The sequence below is a fragment of the Citrobacter sp. GW821-FHT02E08 genome (genome assembly GCF_059421685.1).
Window position 1 is genome coordinate 14,960 of the sequence record NZ_JBWKVL010000024.1, and the last position, 18,382, is coordinate 33,341.

The following is an 18,382-nucleotide window of genomic DNA, read 5'->3' on the forward strand; positions in this document are numbered from 1 at the left end:
AGGTGAAACTCACACGCCATGAGACCACCGCCGCCGGATACTCCGGCGGTTTTTTTTGGTCCGCAAGGTTGAACTGTAACAAAACGCAACGCAGACTAAAGGGATTCTGCTCATCAGGTGTCCCATGTCACGACGTTCAGGTTATTCTTTCTCCATAAAGCCCCAGGAAGCCATCCTCATCATCATCACGATGTTTTGGGGAGGCACCTTTCTGGCTGTGCAATATGCGGTCACCCAGAGCGGGCCGTTTTTCTTTGTTGGTATTCGTTTTGCGACGGCGGCGCTGGCCGTAGCGTTGCTGTCGCTGCGCACATTGCGCGGGTTAACCTGGCTGGAATGTAAAGCAGGTGTGGCGATCGGTGTCTCGATAGCGCTCGGCTATAGCCTGCAAACCTGGGGGTTGCAGTACATCCCCAGCAGCAAATCTGCCTTTATCACGGCGATGTATGTGCCGCTGGTCCCCTTACTGCAATGGCTTTGTCTGGGGCGGATGCCAGGTTTGATGCCCTGCGTGGGCATTGTGCTGGCGTTCATCGGACTGATTTTTCTTGCGGGTCCGGGTGATAACTTACTGGCGCTGGGCGAAGGCGAGTTGATTACGCTTGCCAGTGCGGTGGCGATTGCGGCTGAAATTATTCTGATCAGCGCATGGGCGGGGAAAGTGGATGTCCGTCGGGTGACGGTGGTGCAACTGGTAACAGCATCGCTGGTGGCGTTCATCGCCATGGCGCCGGCCGGGGAGTCGGTCCCGCCGATGTCTACGGGATTGCTGGTGGTTACCCTCGGACTGGGCATCTTCAGTGCGATTATCCAGGTGACGATGAACTGGGCGCAGCGCAGCGTTTCGCCAACGCGGGCAACGGTCATTTATACCGGTGAACCGGTATGGGCAGGGATTTTTGGCCGCATTGCCGGAGAGCGTTTACCGTTACTGGCGCTGTTGGGCGCGGTATTTATTATTGCTGGTGTGTTGGTCAGTGAATTGAAGTTGAAGCGGAAAACAGCGTTAGTGGAGCACCCCGTTGACGACGCGTCGCAGGTGCCATCGGACCCTCAGTAAGCAAAACCAATCCTGGGTTAACCCCCGCAAGATTTGTTATGCTCATCGCAAATAAAAAAGGAGAGGGCGCATGGCACAAAGCGCAGTCAAAAAACCAGGTAAACGTTCACAGGCCGTTAGCGCAAAACGCCAGGCCATTCTCAACGCCGCATTAAACACCTTTTCCCAGTACGGTATTCATGGCACCCGGCTTGAGCAGGTCGCTGAACTGGCAGGCGTATCCAAAACCAATCTTCTCTATTATTACCCGTCAAAAGAGGCGCTGTATGTGGCGGTACTGCGCCAGATCCTCGATATCTGGCTGGCACCGCTGAAGGCGTTTCGTGAGGATTTCGCGCCCCTGGCAGCGATCAAAGAGTACATCCGCCTGAAGCTGGAAGTTTCCCGTGATTACCCGCAGGCCTCAAGGTTGTTTTGCATGGAGATGCTGGCAGGCGCGCCGTTGCTGATGGAAGAGTTAACGGGCGATCTGAAGGCGCTGATTGACGAGAAATCCGCGTTGATCGCAGGCTGGATCGACAGCGGCAAGCTTGCGCCTGTCGATCCACACCATCTTATCTTTATGATTTGGGCTTCAACGCAGCATTACGCGGATTTTGCCCCTCAGGTGGAAGCCGTAACGGGCGCAACACTGCGCGATGAAGCCTTTTTTAACCAAACGGTCGAGAGCGTTCAGCGAATGATCATTGAAGGCATTCGCGTGCGTTAACCAGCGGGCGGCAACGGGCAGCTTAAATCACCTTCTTCGCACTGGAGCAGCGAGGCTAAAAACGCGTCGCGCTCTGCGGTTTTGTCTACCAGACATTGACTGGCGATCATCGCCTGTGCGCTACCGCCTTCCGTACCGGAGCTGAGTAATGCGCAATCGGCATCTCTGAGCGCAATCCATGCGCTCTGTGCTTTTTTCAGCAATTCACGCTGTGGCGGCGCGGCGCGGGTCAGCGCATTCTGCCAGGTCTCATTGAGTTTTTTATCGGCGGCCTGAAATTGTGCGGCGGCGCAGGTGTTCATTTCGGTTTGTGTGCTGGCGTTCGCGCAGTCATCGGCCAGTGCCTGACTGCTCAACAGCAGCGCAGCACACGTCAGTAAAATTCGGTTCATGCTTCCCTCTGGCTCCATAAAAAAAGGCTCCGTTACCGGAGCCTTAATTAACCACAGCCTTAGCCAATTGTCATCAGGCTGGCGTTACCTCCGGCAGCTGCGGTGTTAACGCTGAGGGAACGTTCAATGTACAACCGCTCCAGCAGAATGTTGGTTTCGCCACGGGCAAATCCCTGTACAGAAACGATGGCCCCTTCGCGTGCGGCAACGGCTTCGCACAGGGCGCGCAGCTGATCGGAGTCGCCGTGGAAGATAACCGCATCGAACGGTTGCGACGTCAGCCCATCGCGTTTCGCAAACTGAATACGCTTTGAAACGGCGGCAGGCAGGCGTTTTGCCAGTTCACGATGGGCGCTATCATCCGGCCACAAAATCAGACTTCCGACCGACATCACGGCGGCAACCTGAACCAGGGCATCCTGCTCGTCTTCCGCCAGACATAACACACGCTCCCTTGGTAGCAGCGTCCAGGTGTTACGTTCCCCGGTGGGGCCTGGCAGTACGCGTTGAGTCCCGGACTGGCTGAGCTCGCTGAACTGCTGGCAGAGCGCGCGCAGCGCCGGGCTGGCTTCCGCCCATTGGGTTAATGCCACCAGCGGCTGAATCAGCACGGTTTTTACCTGGGTATCGACAGCGTAACTGGCATCATGACGCGCCAGTGTCGTTCCCAGCGCTTTCTCCGGACGGTGTGCCAGCAGGCGATACAGGTACAGCGGGCCGCCCGCTTTGGGTCCGGTTCCGGATAACCCTTCGCCACCAAAGGGCTGAACGCCGACCACGGCGCCGACCATGTTGCGGTTAACGTACAGGTTACCCACGTGTGCCGAGCCGGTGACCTGGGCGATGGTTTCATCGATACGGGTATGTACGCCAAGCGTCAGCCCGTATCCGGAGGCGTTAATTTGTTCGATCAACGCATCCAGATTGTTACGGTTGTAGCGCACCACGTGGAGAACCGGTCCGAACACCTCTTTTTGCAACTCGTCGAAGCTTTCCAGCTCAATCAACGTCGGTGCGATAAAGGTTCCGGACTGCCATTCGCGGGCATCGTCGCTGTTTTCACGGACGGCCTGGAACACCGGACGGCCTTTGGCGCGCATGGCCTGAATATGGCCTTCAATGTTGCTTTTCGCTTCCTGGTCGATAACCGGGCCGATGTCTGTGGTCAGGCGACCCGGATTGCCCATCCGGCATTCGGCCATCGCTCCACGCAGCATCTTCAGGGTATGTTCAGCGATGTCGTCCTGCAAACACAGTACGCGCAGTGCAGAGCAGCGCTGCCCGGCACTGTCAAACGCGGAGGCCAGCACATCCACCACCACCTGTTCGGTGAGGGCCGATGAATCGACGATCATGGCGTTCATTCCGCCGGTTTCCGCGATAAGCGGGATCGGGCGGCCCTGGGTATCCAGGCGTGTGGCGAGCGTGCGTTGTAATAATGTGGCGACTTCCGTCGAACCGGTAAACATCACGCCGCGTACACGGTTATCGGCGGTCAGTTGCGCCCCTACCGTTTCCCCCCGACCTGGCAACAACTGCACCACCCCGGCGGGTACGCCCGCTTCTCGCAGGAGAGCAATCCCCTGAGCGGCGATCAGCGGCGTCTGTTCTGCCGGTTTTGCCAGCACACTGTTGCCTGCCGCCAGCGCGGCGGCGACCTGACCGGTGAAAATCGCCAGCGGGAAGTTCCACGGGCTGATGCAGACCACCGGACCTAATGGACGGTGTGTTTCATTGTCGAAATCATCGCGTACCTGGCCTGCGTAATAGTGCAGGAAGTCCACGGCTTCACGCACTTCGGCAATGGCGTTGCTGAAGGTTTTACCGGCTTCGCGCACCAGGATGCCAATCAGCTGCTGCATCTGACTTTCCATCAACACGGCGGCGCGTTGCAAAATTGCGGCGCGCTCCTGCGGCGGGGTGGCAAACCAGATCGGGGCGCTATCCACCGCGCTCTGTAGCGCCTGTTCGACTTCGCCTGGGCTTGCTTCGCGCACGAAACCGACGGTATCTTTGGGCTCTGCAGGGTTAATTACGGGTGCCATTTCCCCGTCGGCAACCGGCTGTTCCAGCATCGGTTTCGCCTGCCATTTTTGCAGGGCGCTGTTGAGCAGCGCAGAGGAGAGAGAGGCCAGGCGGTGTTCGTTGGCCAGATCCAGACCGCCGGAGTTCTCACGACCATGACCATAGAGGTCACGAGGCAGTGCAATTTTCGGGTGCGGCAGGCCAGCCTGTCCTTCCTGTTGCGCCAGTTTCTCGACGGCTTCTACGGGATCGGCCACCAGTTCATCCAGCGGTAACGTGGCGTCGGCAATGCGGTTAACAAAAGAGGTATTCGCCCCGTTTTCCAGCAGGCGGCGTACCAGGTAGGCCAGTAGCGTTTCATGCGTGCCGACCGGTGCATAAATACGGCAAGGACGGTTGAGTTTGCCGTCGGCAACTTTACCGGTGACCTGCTCATACAGCGGTTCGCCCATGCCATGCAGACACTGGAACTCATACTGACCCGGATAGTAGTTTTGCCCGGCCAGTTGATAAATCGCCGCCAGCGTGTGGGCGTTGTGGGTGGCGAACTGCGGATAAATCAGGTTCGGCACGCCAAGCAGTTTCTTCGCACAGGCGAGGTAGGAAACATCGGTGTACACCTTGCGGGTATACACCGGATACCCTTCCAGGCCGTCCATCTGCGCGCGTTTGATTTCGCTATCCCAGTAGGCGCCTTTCACCAGACGGATCATCAGACGGCGGCGAGAACGGGTCGCCAGGTCTATCAGATAATCAATCACGAACGGGCAGCGTTTCTGGTAAGCCTGGATAACAAAGCCAATACCGTTCCAGCCCGCCAGTTCCGGTTCGAAGCAGAGTTTTTCCAGCAGATCGAGCGAAATTTCCAGACGATCGGCTTCTTCGGCATCGATGTTGATACCGATATCGTACTGGCGCGCCAGCAGGGTCAGCGATTTCAGGCGCGGGTACAGTTCTTCCATGACGCGGTCATACTGCGCGCGGCTATAGCGCGGGTGCAGAGCCGAGAGCTTGATGGAGATGCCCGGACCTTCGTAAATACCGCGACCGTTCGAGGCTTTACCAATGGCGTGGATCGCCTGCTGATAGGAAACCATATAGGCCTGTGCGTCCACGGCAGTTAGCGCGGCTTCACCCAGCATGTCGTAGGAGTAACGGAAACCTTTATCTTCCAGCTTGCGGGCATTGGCCAGCGCTTCTGCAATGGTCTCTCCGGTGACGAACTGTTCGCCCATCAGGCGCATCGCCATATCCACACCTTTGCGGATCAGCGGCTCGCCGCTCTTGCCGATAATCCGGTTCAGCGAGCGGGAGAGATTGGCTTCATTATGCGTTGACACCAGCTTACCGGTGAACAGCAGGCCCCAGGTCGCCGCGTTGACAAACAGCGACGGGCTGCGGCCAATGTGTGACTGCCAGTTGCCATTACTGATTTTGTCGCGGATCAGCGCATCGCGCGTGGCTTTATCGGGAATACGCAGCAGTGCTTCCGCCAGACACATCAACGCCACCCCTTCCTGAGAAGAGAGAGAGAATTCCTGCAACAGGCTCTGAACCATGCCGGCACGACCGCTGGCCGTTTTCTGGTTGCGGAGTTTTTCCGCCAGTTGCCAGGCAAGTTTATGAGCCTGTTCCGCAACAGGTTGCGGCAGGCGGGCCTGCTCCATCAGCATCGCGACGGCATCGGTTTCGGCGCGACGGTATGCGCTGGTAATGGCGGCACGTGAAACCGACTGGGGCAGTATGTGCTCGGCAAACTCGAGGAAAGGCTGGTGGATTTCATCCTGCTGCGCGACGGATTCTTCGCTTTCATTTGCCGCACCGGCCAGCAGCGCGGGAAGCTCTGGCAACGCGTCATTGTTTTCCAGTTTTTCCAGATAATTAAAAATTGCCTGCTTGATGAGCCAGTGTGGGGTGCGATCGATACGTATTGCTGCTGATTTAATACGTTCGCGCGTCGCGTCATCCAGCTTAACCCCCATCGTGGTGGTTCCCATGCCGTGTGCTCCTGTTGTTCTGGTAAGTAGTACTAATGGTTATCGAGAAATATCTACTATGTTGCAACTTTGTGCAACCTTGTTAAGTGTGATGTGGCTTGCAAGCTCAAAAATGAATTAATTGTTAAATGTTGGGCGGGTGTTCTTTATTCGGGAAATAAAAAGTGAATTATTTTCTCTGCGGTAGTTAACACTTTTTAAAGGTGCAACCGTGAAAAATGTGAGAGAGTGCAACCTATAGAAAAATGGTATGCCGCTGATTAAAAAATTGATGTAAATGGTGTGTTAAATCGATTGTGAAAGACCACCGCTTCCGGCAGGATACGGGCGCCATGGTAAACATACACACCACTGCTACGTTCCGGCAGGGGATAAACGGCAAGTATCGATATTGTCGATAAATGATTCTGGAGATTTTTGATGGCTATTAGCACACCGATGCTGGTGACATTTTGTGTCTATATTTTGGGCATGATATTGATTGGGTTTATTGCATGGCGTTCAACGAAGAACTTTGATGATTATATTCTGGGTGGCCGTAGCCTCGGGCCATTTGTGACCGCATTGTCGGCGGGTGCGTCGGATATGAGTGGCTGGCTGCTGATGGGACTGCCAGGCGCGATTTTCATTTCAGGCATTTCAGAAAGCTGGATTGCCATTGGCCTGACATTAGGCGCGTGGATCAACTGGAAGCTGGTGGCGGGCCGTCTGCGCGTGCATACCGAATACAACAATAATGCGTTAACCCTGCCGGACTATTTCACCGGACGTTTTGAAGACAACAGCCGCATTCTGCGTATTATCTCTGCGGTGGTTATTCTGCTGTTTTTCACCATCTACTGTGCTTCCGGCATTGTGGCGGGCGCGCGTCTGTTTGAGAGCACCTTCGGCATGAGCTATGAAACGGCGCTGTGGGCAGGGGCGGCAGCGACCATCCTTTACACCTTTATTGGCGGTTTCCTCGCGGTAAGCTGGACCGACACCGTTCAGGCCAGCCTGATGATTTTTGCGCTGATCCTGACGCCGGTAATGGTCATCATCGCCGTGGGTGGTTTTGGTGACTCGCTGGAGGTTATCAAACAAAAGAGCATTGAGAATGTGGATATGCTCAAAGGGCTGAATTTTGTCGCCATTATCTCCCTGATGGGCTGGGGGCTGGGTTACTTCGGTCAGCCACACATCCTGGCGCGCTTTATGGCGGCGGATTCGCATCACAGTATCGTGCATGCGCGTCGTATCAGTATGACCTGGATGATCCTGTGTCTGGCGGGGGCAGTGGCCGTCGGCTTCTTCGGTATCGCGTACTTCAACGATAATCCGGCACTGGCTGGAGCGGTTAACCAGAACTCTGAGCGCGTCTTCATCGAACTGGCGCAAATTCTGTTCAACCCGTGGATTGCCGGTATTCTGCTGTCTGCCATTCTGGCTGCGGTGATGTCGACCCTCAGCTGCCAATTACTGGTGTGCTCCAGTGCGATTACCGAAGATCTGTACAAAGCCTTCCTGCGCAAAGGGGCCAGCCAGCAAGAGTTGGTGTGGGTAGGGCGCCTGATGGTGCTGGTGGTGGCGCTGGTGTCAATTGCGCTTGCTGCCAACCCTGAGAACCGGGTCCTTGGACTCGTGAGCTACGCCTGGGCCGGTTTTGGCGCTGCATTTGGTCCGGTGGTCCTGTTCTCTGTGATGTGGCCGCGAATGACCCGCAACGGCGCGCTGGCCGGAATGATCATCGGTGCTGTCACCGTCATTGTCTGGAAACAGTTTGCCTGGCTGGGCCTGTATGAAATCATTCCAGGCTTTATTTTCGGTAGTCTTGGGATTGTGGTCTTCAGTTTGCTGGACAAAGCGCCGTCTGCCGCTATGCAGGCACGCTTTGCGAAAGCGGATGCGCATTACCATTCGGCACCGCCGTCGCGTCTGCAGGAGCAGTAACAGAGCCTGAAGGCATCGAACTGCTGGCCGGATAAGACGCTTACGCGTGGTCATCCGGCAAAAACACTCCCCAGCCCGCCACGTGCGGGCTTTTTCGTCTCAGCACCCTACAAAGTATTAATAACTATTAATCAGCCAAATATTTACATTCAATCATCATAATCAAAACATTCTGCTTGAGTTTTCTTTCTCTGTAATGATAATCACTATCACTGTAATTTACTTTTCTTTGCATCAGTTGACTGAGAATAACGTTTAAGGGTTCCCGGCATGTTTGTTCCGTTTCTAATTATGTTACGCGAAGGGTTAGAAGCTGCGCTGATTGTGAGTTTGATCGCCAGCTATCTGAAGCGTACCCAGCGCGGTCGCTGGATTGGTGTGATGTGGATTGGGGTGATTCTGGCGGCGGGATTGTGCCTGGCGTTAGGGGTCTTCATCAATGAAACCACGGGTGAATTTCCGCAGAAGGAACAAGAGCTGTTTGAAGGCATTGTGGCAGTCATTGCCGTGGTGATCCTGACCTGGATGGTGTTCTGGATGCGCAAAGTGTCGCGCAACGTCAAAGTACAACTGGAGCAAGCTGTCGACAGCGCATTGCAGCGGGGAAATCATCACGGTTGGGCGTTGGTCATGATGGTCTTCTTCGCCGTTGCCCGCGAAGGCCTCGAATCGGTGTTCTTCCTGCTGGCGGCGTTTCAACAGGACGTTGGGTTCTGGCCGCCGCTGGGCGCGATGCTGGGGCTGGCAACCGCAGTGGTGCTCGGTTTCTTACTGTATTGGGGTGGGATCCGCCTTAATCTTGGCGCTTTTTTCAAATGGACCAGCCTGTTCATTTTGCTGGTTGCGGCCGGGCTTGCTGCCGGTGCGATCCGCGCGTTTCACGAAGCGGGACTGTGGAACCACTTCCAGGATGTGGCATTTGATATGAGCAGTATCCTCTCTACCCATTCGCTGTTTGGAACGCTGATGGAGGGTATTTTCGGCTATCAGGAAGCGCCCAGCGTGAGTGAAGTCGCGGTCTGGTTTATCTATCTGATTCCGGCGTTGGTGCTGTTTGCGCTGCCGCCTCGTGCAGGTACGACGGCGTCTCGTACAGCACCCTGAAAAAATGTGGCGCAGAAAACTACTTAGTTACAACATACTTATTTAAAGGGATGAGTCATGACGATTAACTTCCGCCGTAACGCGCTGCAGTTGGGTATTGCTGCGCTGTTCGCCTCCGCTTTTACTGCTCATGCAGCTGATATTCCACAGGTTAAAGTCACCGTTAATGATAAACAGTGTGAACCGATGACCCTGACAGTGAATGCCGGAAAAACGCAGTTCATTATTCTGAACCACAGCCAGAAAGCGCTGGAGTGGGAAATCCTCAAAGGCGTGATGGTGGTGGAAGAACGCGAAAACATCGCCCCAGGTTTCAGTCAGAAAATGACCGTAAATCTGCAACCGGGTGAATATGACATGACCTGCGGTCTGCTGACCAACCCGAAAGGGAAGCTGATCGTGAAAGGCAGCGCAACGGCAGAGGCGGCGCAAAGCGATGCATTATTGAGTCTGAGTGGCGCGATTACTGAGTATAAAGCGTATGTCACGGCAGAGACCGCACAACTGGTGACCGGCACAAAAGCGTTTACCGATGCCATTAAAGCGGGTGATATCGAGAAAGCAAAATCACTGTATGCGCCAACGCGTCAGCATTACGAGCGTATTGAACCAATCGCAGAACTCTTCTCCGATCTTGATGGCCGTATCGATGCGCGTGAAGATGATTACGAACAGAAAGCGGCAGACCCGAAATTTACGGGCTTCCACCGTCTGGAAAAAGCCCTGTTCGGCGACAACAGTACGAAAGGCATGGAAAAATATGCCGACCAGCTTTATACCGATGTGGTTGATCTGCAAACGCGGATCAGCGAGTTGGCTTTCCCGCCGTCAAAAGTGGTGGGCGGCGCGGCTGCTCTGATTGAAGAAGTGGCGGCCAGCAAAATCAGCGGTGAAGAAGAACGCTATAGCCGAACTGACCTGTGGGACTTCCAGGCAAACGTCGATGGCGCGCAAAAAATCGTCAACCTTCTGCGCCCGCAGCTCCAAAAATCCAATGCGGAATTGCTGGCGAAAGTGGATGCCAACTTTAAGAAAGTGGATGCCATCCTGGCGAAATATCGCACCAAAGACGGGTTTGAAACCTATGACAAGCTGACCGATGCCGATCGTAACGCCCTGAAAGGGCCAATCACGACGCTGGCGGAAGATTTGTCTCAATTGCGCGGCGTACTGGGTCTGGATTAAGCACCATGCAGCATGATAATGAAAACGGCGTGAGCGAACCGTCACGCCGACGTTTACTGAAAGGGATGGGGGCATTGGGCGGCGCGCTGGCGCTGGCGGGGGGCTGCCCGGTGGCTCATGCTCAAAAACCACAAAGTGCGCCGGGGACCTTGTCGCCGGATGCCCGTAGCGAAACGCAACCCTTCTACGGCGAACATCAGGCGGGGATTCTCACGCCGCAGCAGGCGTCTATGGTGCTGGTGGCTTTTGACATTCTGGCCAGTGACAAAGCGGAGCTCGAACGTCTGTTTCGCCTGTTGACGCGCCGTATCGCCTTCCTGACGACGGGAGGGCCAGCGCCTGAAACGCCAAATCCTCGCTTGCCGCCTATGGATTCAGGGATCCTCGGTGCCTGGATAGCACCCGATAATCTGACTATGACGCTCTCGGTGGGGCACGCGTTGTTCGATGAGCGCTATGGATTACAGGCTCAGATGCCGAAAAAACTGCAGAAAATGACGCGCTTTCCGAATGATTCACTGGATGCGGGGTTATGCCACGGGGATCTGTTATTACAGATTTGCGCCAATACCCAGGATACGGTGATTCATGCGTTGCGCGACATTATTAAGCACACGCCGGATCTCCTGAGTGTGCGCTGGAAGCGGGAAGGGTTTATCTCCGATCACGCGGCACGCAGTAAGGGAAAAGAGACGCCGGTCAATCTGCTGGGCTTTAAAGATGGCACCGCCAATCCCGACAGCTCAGACGCCAGACTGATGCAGGATGTCGTGTGGGTGACCGCAGAACAGAAAGAACCTGCGTGGGCGACAGGGGGCAGTTATCAGGCCGTCCGGCTGATTCAGTTCCGCGTCGAGTTCTGGGACAGGACGCCGCTGAAAGAGCAGCAGACCATTTTTGGCCGTGATAAACAGACCGGGGCACCGCTGGGCATGCAGCACGAGCATGATGTGCCGGATTACGCCAGCGACCCGGAAGGGAATGTGATTGCGCTGGACAGCCATATTCGACTGGCGAATCCGCGCACGGCAGAAACCCAATCCAGCCTGATGATGCGCCGTGGCTACAGTTACTCCCTCGGCGTGACTAATTCCGGGCAACTGGATATGGGACTGCTGTTCGCCTGTTATCAGCACGATCTGGAAAAAGGCTTTTTGGCCGTGCAAAAACGGCTGAATGGTGAAGCGCTTGAGGAGTACGTTAAGCCAATCGGCGGCGGCTACTTCTTCGCACTCCCCGGCGTAAAAAACGCCGACCGCTATCTGGGGCAATCCCTGCTGGAAGCCTGATCGTCAGCCCCGCTTTTCCTGCGGGGCTTCACTCTCATCCTCATGAATGAAAATATTATTTTTTGATCTAACCCATCTTCTGAAATAATTTTGTCATATCCCTGTAAGAGACTACTGTCAGAACAAAGAGAATTTTTCGTTAATGCAAAGTAAAAATGTTGTTGCGTTAATGATCGATTCTGATGTAATTATACGTATGAGCGGTAGTTCCCGGCAGTGATGGTCATTCACTATGGAGATCGCGAATGGTAAGGTCCTCAACTGGACATGCTTTTCACAGTAACCGCAGTACCTTACGCGGAAGTTTCTCCTCCGGTAGCCCACTCGTCACCCCTAAATTTCTCTCACTTCTTCTTAGCATTGTTACTGACGCCGTATACGGTGCGCGTAGCCGTGTGTGGTGTCTTTTTAGAAGGCAAGCTATGGCTTACAAGGAAGCCAACCCTCAGATGTGTGTGCGCATAATCGTGCTGCCAGCGGCACGTGTGATGTATACCTACAACTCAAGGTGCTATCCATGGGAAGACAAAAAGCAGTGATCAAAGCTCGTCGCGAAGCAAAGCGTGTGCTGAGACGGGATTCGCGTAGCCACAAGCAACGTGAAGAAGAGTCGGTCACCTCGCTTGTGCAGATGAGCGGCGTAGAAGCAATTGGCATGGCGCGCGACAGCCGCGACGCAACACCAATTGCTGCGCGAAATGAGGCTCAGGCGCAGTACCTGAATGCCATTGAGAGTAAACAGCTGATCTTCGCTACGGGTGAAGCCGGATGTGGTAAAACCTGGATCAGCGCGGCAAAAGCAGCAGAGGCCCTGATACATAAAGATGTAGAAAGGATCATTGTCACCCGTCCAGTCCTGCAGGCCGACGAAGATCTCGGCTTCTTGCCTGGAGATGTATCTGAGAAATTCGCGCCTTATTTTCGCCCAGTCTATGATGTGCTGGTGAAACGTCTGGGTGCGTCTTTTATGCAGTACTGCCTGCGACCTGAGATTGGTAAGGTGGAAATCGCGCCGTTCGCTTATATGCGCGGACGTACATTTGAAAATGCAGTTGTCATTCTCGACGAGGCTCAGAATGTGACTGCAGCGCAGATGAAAATGTTTTTAACTCGCCTCGGGGAGAACGTCACGGTGATCGTGAATGGTGATATTACCCAATGCGATTTACCCGCTCACGTTCAGTCAGGGCTCAGTGACGCATTAGCGCGTTTTGAAGAAGATGAGATGGTCGGGATTATCCGATTCAACAAAGACGATTGCGTGCGTTCAGCGCTCTGTCAACGCACGCTTAATGCTTACAGCTAGCGGTAGTATGATCTCATAGCCCGGGAAACCGGGCTTTGTTTTTAGCCGTGTTCGTATTTGCGGCTATCTCACCGGGAAAATTGACTCTACCGAAAAGCGCTTCAAAGCGGAGGGCTGACGCTGTGCCTGTTTATCCGCTCCATAAAACAGCGTTTCGCCCGCTGGATCGATATTGATTTTCGAAACAAAATCTGGACTATCCCCGCCACCCACGAAACCATCGACAAAGTGCTTTTTTCAGGTTTTGGCGCAATTGCGTATCCCTGCATATCGTGCCGTTCTCCCACCAGCCGATAGCCATTCTGAAACAGATACAGGAGATTACTGGTCATCTGGAACTGGTGTTTCCTGGCGACTATAACCCGTACAAAACGATGAACGAATACACCCCCAACCGGGCGCTGCGTATGTACATAAAGCGGAACTGCTTGAGGTATGCGGCGGTGATCGGATTGTCTCTATAAATGCTGCGAGGGGGATACAGCAACCTATATTTATACGCGGCAGCTTAAGGCGGCCTGAACCAGTAACAGTGAGAGTCAGCAATAAACTGATATAACGATGGATTAAGAGCGACAGCAGTTTTACCGGAAGTCGGCACTGAATATAATAATATTGCAGATTAAATATAATTACGTCATGAATACTGAAGGGGTATTTATTTTATCCAAAAATATATTGAGTGCCACACAGTTAACTTTTATTAAATATTCTTCTTATTAACCTGCCCCATTGATATTCGTCAAAAAAGTAAACTCTAAAGGAGAGTATCCGTTTTATACAGGAACAGTATTTATCATTCTGACCAGCGCAGTCAGTTATGGACAGATGCGCCACAATAAAAGGATATCAGCAATGAGTGGAAAACCCGCGAGCCGGATAAGCGACGGCGTGGCAAATGGTCAGATTGTGCAGGGTTCACGCACTGTGCTGATAGGCAGTCAGGGCGGCATTGCCTGTTCCGTGTGTCCCGGCGGCGTCACCGAAGGCGACCCGGTTAACCCCGTTCTCGGTGCCAAAGTCCTGCCCGGTGAGGTGGATGTCGCGCTGCCCGGTCCGGTGCCCTTCGTTCTCAGCCGCAGCTACTCCAGTTACCGCACACCGACACCAGCGCCGGTGGGGTTGTTTGGCCCTGGCTGGAGCCAGGCGGCAGAAGTCAGCCTGCTCACCACGCCAGACACGCTTATCCTCAATGACGATAAAGGCCGCAGCATCACCTTCGACCCGCTCAGCGCAGGCGAACTGACCTACAGCCGCAGTGAGAAATTATGGATAGTCCGCGGCGGGGCCGCAGTCCTGGAAGGCGGGCAGTCGGACGTGCTGCAGCCGCTGTGGCAGACGCTCCCGGAAGAGGCACGGCATCACCCTGAGTTTTACTTTGTGACCAGTGACCCGCTTGGGCCATGGTGGATATTCAGCCACGTGGGGGCTATGCAGCCGGGCCGTCAGCTGTTGCAGATGCAGCGTGACCGCTTCGGGCGCAGGAAGGTGAGTTTACGGGGCGCATCACCGGGGTCACCGACGGCAGCGGCCGGCATTACCGGCTGGTGCTGATACAGGCGGTTGCCGCCACGGAACAGGACAGCGGCGTCCGGCTGACGGCCGTGTGGCTGGCGCGTGATGGCGGCTACGATGTGCCGGAGCTGCCGCTGGCGCGTTACGGCTACAGCGCACACGGCGAACTGGTCAGCGTATATGACCGCAGCGGTCTGGAGGTGCGTGCCTTTGCTTATCATCCGGGCTGTCCGGGGCGGATGAGCGGCCAGCGACATACCGGCCGTCCGGTGACGGCGTATGAGTACGACGATGCAGGTCGGGCGGTACGACAGATAACTGAAGACGGCCACGGGCTGGACTATCACTTTGACTACCAGCCGGACAAAACCCTCGTCACCTACAGCGACGGCAGACAACGGACGTATCACACCGAAGGCGAAGGCGGCTTAAAGCGGGTGGTCAGAATTGACCACCCGGACGGCAGCAGCGAGCAGAAAAAGTACGATGCCAGCGGGCGGTTGACTACCAGTACTGACCCGCTGGGCAGAAAGACCGCGTATGCGCTGGATGTGGTCAGCGGTGACGTCAGCAGCATCAAAGGGCCGGACGGGAAAGAAGTCCGTTTCGACTATAACCGTCAGGGCCAGCTTATCGCCACGCTGTATCCGGACGGCAGCACCACCCGCAACGACTATGATTCTCTGGGCCGGATAACCGCACAAATGGCGGCAGATGGCAGCATCACCCGCTACCACTATGCCGGTGTCGCAAGCGACCTGCCGGTGGAAATCGAAGACGCTGCAGGTGGAAAAAGACACCTGCAGTGGAGCCGTTACGGTCAGCTTGTCCGTTATACCGACTGCAGCGGTTATAAAACCACTTACATGTATGACCCGTGGGGAAATCTGACCGAAATTAGTGGCGAGGAAGGCTATCACCTTACGCATGAGTACGACGCACGCGGCAACCGGGTCAGCGATACCGATGCTGAAGGGCGGACCACCCGTTACCGGCATAACCGTGCAGGTGACGTTACCTCTGTGATTCTTCCGGATGGCAGCGAACAGCTTCTGACCCGTGACAAACGCGGTCATCTCACCGAAACCCGTCAGGGCGGACTGGTGCGGGAATACCATTACGACCTGGCGGGGCGGCTCACCGGTCTGACCAACGAGAACCGGCGTCCGTACCGCTTCAGCTATGACGTGATGGACCGGCTGACGGAGGACGTGGCGTTTGACGGCAGAACACAGCGTTATCGCTACGATATGGCAGGACAGCTGATACTGCGTCAGGACGGGGACATCACCCACCATTATCAGTACGACGACGCGGGAAAACTTATCCGGTTACACAGCACTGGTGCGGAGGGCGGCACCCGGACACAGCATTACCGGTACACAGATGCGGGTCAGACTGCGGAGGTCCGGGACGACACCAGCGTCAGCTGGCGCTATAACGCGGGCGGGCACATCGCCGAAGAAGTGCAGACCGCATATAACGCCGACGGGGAGGCCATCTGGCAACACAAAACCGGCCACCGTTACGACGCACTGGGCAATGAACAGCAGACACAGTACGGCGCGCTGCCGCAGGCCGGCTGGCAGCGCTACGGCAGCGGGCATCTTATCGGCGTTAGCCTGGGCGGTCATGTCATGGTGGAGCTGGAGCGCGATAAGCTGCACCGGGAAGCGGAGCGGGTATTCGGGCCTTGCCGGGAGCAGCGGCGCTACACGGCAGCGGGTCAGCTGGCAGCGCGGGTTACCGGCAGTGAGACGCAGGACTACCGGTACGACATCCTGGGTCAGCTTACCGGCCTCGGTGCAGAATGCCGGTATGGCTACGACGACAACGGACGCTTAATCAGCGCGGTACAGCCGGGGCTTAGTGCAGACTACCGTTATGACCCGACGGGCAACCGGGTGGAGGGGGAAGGCCGCCAGCAGTTCGACAACCGGCCGGTAAAAGACGCCATCTGGCAGTATGAGTACGATGCGTGGGGCAACCTCATCAAAAAATACAACGAGCGGGAGAAACATCTTTATCACTATGACCTGCTGCACCGCCTGACGGGCTACAAGAAACAGACCCCGGCAGGTGCCATCACCCGTGCGACCTACAGCTACGACCCGTACGGGCGGCGCATCAGCAAAACAATAAAACGCAATAACCAGAGCGACACCACGCGTTACGGGTGGGACGGCGACAGACTGGTGCTGACGCAGAAAAACGGGCATAAGGTGCACACGCTGTATGAACCCAACAGCTTCACGCCGCTGCTGCGCATCGAGAGCGATGGTGGAGACGAGCCGTATACCTGTCTTGCCGACAAACTCCAGCAGTACAGCCAGATACCCTTTACGACTCAGGAGTATGCGGATATGGAGCGTCTGGAAGAAGACCTGCGGACAGAAAGCCTGTCGGAAAGAAGCCGTAACTGGCTGGAGTTTGCGAACATCCCTGCCCGGCTGATGGCGGCACAGCTTGACTCGCTGCCGGTGGTGAATATCCGAAAAATTCATCTTTATCAGTGTGACCTTCGGGGTATGCCGGTGGCGCTTATTAACAGTGAAGGCCAGACAGACTGGAAAGCAGAACTTGACCCGTGGGGAAATGTTCTTTCCGAAGAGAATCCGAAGAAGATGGAACAGTCGCTGAGATTGCCGGGCCAGTGGTATGACGAGGAATCGGGGCTGCACTATAACCGGCACCGGTACTACGATCCGGCACAGGGGCGGTATATCACGCAGGATCCGATAGGGCTGAAGGGCGGGGTGAATTTATATCGATATCCATTGAATCCATTACAAGCAATAGATCCACTGGGTTTGAACAATATCGATGTAATCGTCAATAACAATGGAATAGGCCATGTTGGATTGCATATGGGAACTGGGGAGAACGAACTATTATATGATCCTGGTGGTTCGTATGTTACTCCTGCGGGGATACCTTCTGGTAGTGGTGGTGTTTTTGGCGCATCAGATGCAAATTTAAATGATTATTTAAAATACCAATATGCGGATGGTTCTAAAGTCACGGTGTATAGTTTTGAAATAACACCGGATGAAGATAAAAAAATTAGAGATGCGATAGATAATATGGGCGGATGCTCACCGCTCAAGTGTGCGATATGTTCTAGCAGTGTTTTGCAAGGGATTGGACCTTTCAAAAATTTGGAAATGACTATAAGTCCGTGGGGAATGGGCGATGCTATGAGTGAAATTCAGCACCCTAGGTCGTTTGGTTCATTTTTCGTATCTCCAGCGTATTGAAAGGCAATACGAATGGAAATACAAAGATTTAGTCTGAAATTATTAACTTTACTATGTGCATTAATTTCTCATATCACTGTTGTTTATGGCTTTGCATTTAAAACGCTGCATAGTTATTTTTGGAGCTATGTTTTTTTATTTTATGTGTTCTTGTTTTTTTTATTTGTTTTAAAGCATCTTTTTTTTTGTAAATCACAGGTGTATGCGTATGTGTTTTTTATTTTGGGGCCTTATCTTTCTTCCGTTTTGAGTGATGTATTTGTAATGGTTGTTTATTTTTATGATTTTTTTACTCGCAATCTATTGAATAGTCTTATAGGTGGCTTTTTTATGCCTTACATAGCCTTATGTGCGTGGTTTCTTTCTATAGCATTTTTTTTAATTCACGTATGGTTCCATGAGAAGGTTTCTAAAAAATGACTGAAAATGCGGCAAAAGCACCTCTACCACTACGACCCGCAGCACCAGTTGACTAGCTACGAGAAACGGACACTGGGAAAGGCTGGTGCTGATGGAGAAAAACGGCCAGAAAGTGTACTGATCTTACCCGCGAATAGTGGACACGCGACTAAGTGAGTAAACTCTCAATCAGAGGTGACTCATGACAAAACCAG

General features: G+C 54.4%; 11 protein-coding genes and 1 pseudogene. 10 read left to right on the plus strand and 2 right to left on the minus strand.

Annotated elements, in window-relative coordinates; genetic code table 11:
* Nucleotides 1-124: 124 nt before the first annotated feature.
* Together AC07UY_RS21010 and rutR are read left to right on the plus strand one after the other, a co-directional pair.
* Nucleotides 125-1,060: a DMT family transporter gene (locus AC07UY_RS21010; protein ID WP_494701877.1), complete on the plus strand. Its 936-nt coding sequence runs from the start codon at nucleotides 125-127 to the stop codon at nucleotides 1,058-1,060.
* A gap of 70 nt (nucleotides 1,061-1,130) precedes the next feature.
* Entirely contained in the window at nucleotides 1,131-1,769 is a 639-nt protein-coding gene (gene rutR, locus AC07UY_RS21015; protein WP_203358217.1) for an HTH-type transcriptional regulator RutR, read from the plus strand.
* On the opposite strand, the gene AC07UY_RS21020 is transcribed toward rutR, so the two are convergent.
* Both AC07UY_RS21020 and putA read right to left on the minus strand, forming a co-directional pair.
* Nucleotides 1,766-2,161, minus strand: a complete 396-nt coding sequence (locus tag AC07UY_RS21020) for a lysozyme inhibitor LprI family protein (protein WP_494659538.1) — start codon at nucleotides 2,159-2,161, stop codon at nucleotides 1,766-1,768. The two genes, rutR and AC07UY_RS21020, sit on opposite strands and share 4 nt — an antisense overlap.
* Before the next feature lie 59 nt (nucleotides 2,162-2,220).
* Nucleotides 2,221-6,183: a trifunctional transcriptional regulator/proline dehydrogenase/L-glutamate gamma-semialdehyde dehydrogenase gene (putA, locus tag AC07UY_RS21025; protein ID WP_494701876.1), complete on the minus strand. Its 3,963-nt coding sequence runs from the start codon at nucleotides 6,181-6,183 to the stop codon at nucleotides 2,221-2,223.
* Between the two features lie 420 nt (nucleotides 6,184-6,603).
* Here putA and putP point away from each other — a divergent pair, with 420 nt between their 5' ends.
* The 8 genes and pseudogenes from putP (at nucleotide 6,604) to AC07UY_RS21065 (ending at nucleotide 17,768) form a co-directional block, all read left to right on the plus strand.
* Nucleotides 6,604-8,112, plus strand: a complete 1,509-nt coding sequence (gene putP / locus AC07UY_RS21030; protein ID WP_494659540.1) for a sodium/proline symporter PutP — start codon at nucleotides 6,604-6,606, stop codon at nucleotides 8,110-8,112.
* A 270-nt stretch (nucleotides 8,113-8,382) separates the two neighbouring features.
* Nucleotides 8,383-9,216, plus strand: a complete 834-nt coding sequence (gene efeU / locus AC07UY_RS21035; protein ID WP_494701875.1) for an iron uptake transporter permease EfeU — start codon at nucleotides 8,383-8,385, stop codon at nucleotides 9,214-9,216.
* Between the two features lie 57 nt (nucleotides 9,217-9,273).
* On the plus strand, nucleotides 9,274-10,401 hold the full coding sequence (efeO, locus tag AC07UY_RS21040; protein WP_494701874.1) for an iron uptake system protein EfeO: 1,128 nt from the start codon (nucleotides 9,274-9,276) through the stop codon (nucleotides 10,399-10,401).
* 5 nt (nucleotides 10,402-10,406) lie between these two features.
* Entirely contained in the window at nucleotides 10,407-11,690 is a 1,284-nt protein-coding gene (efeB, locus tag AC07UY_RS21045; RefSeq protein WP_494701873.1) for an iron uptake transporter deferrochelatase/peroxidase subunit, read from the plus strand.
* A gap of 517 nt (nucleotides 11,691-12,207) precedes the next feature.
* A complete protein-coding gene (phoH, locus tag AC07UY_RS21050; RefSeq protein WP_203358212.1) occupies nucleotides 12,208-12,996 on the plus strand; it encodes a phosphate starvation-inducible protein PhoH in 789 nt (262 codons plus the stop codon).
* Between the two features lie 114 nt (nucleotides 12,997-13,110).
* Nucleotides 13,111-13,406: pseudogene (locus tag AC07UY_RS21055) on the plus strand (integrase); the annotation flags it as partial.
* A 445-nt stretch (nucleotides 13,407-13,851) separates the two neighbouring features.
* Complete coding sequence (locus AC07UY_RS21060; protein ID WP_494701872.1) at nucleotides 13,852-14,550, plus strand: DUF6531 domain-containing protein; 699 nt, start codon at nucleotides 13,852-13,854, stop codon at nucleotides 14,548-14,550.
* Nucleotides 14,544-17,768 (plus strand): RHS repeat-associated core domain-containing protein, encoded by a 3,225-nt coding sequence (locus AC07UY_RS21065; protein ID WP_494701871.1) that lies wholly within the window; start codon nucleotides 14,544-14,546, stop codon nucleotides 17,766-17,768. Before AC07UY_RS21060 ends, AC07UY_RS21065 begins: the two co-directional genes overlap by 7 nt.
* Nucleotides 17,769-18,382 lie beyond the last annotated feature (614 nt).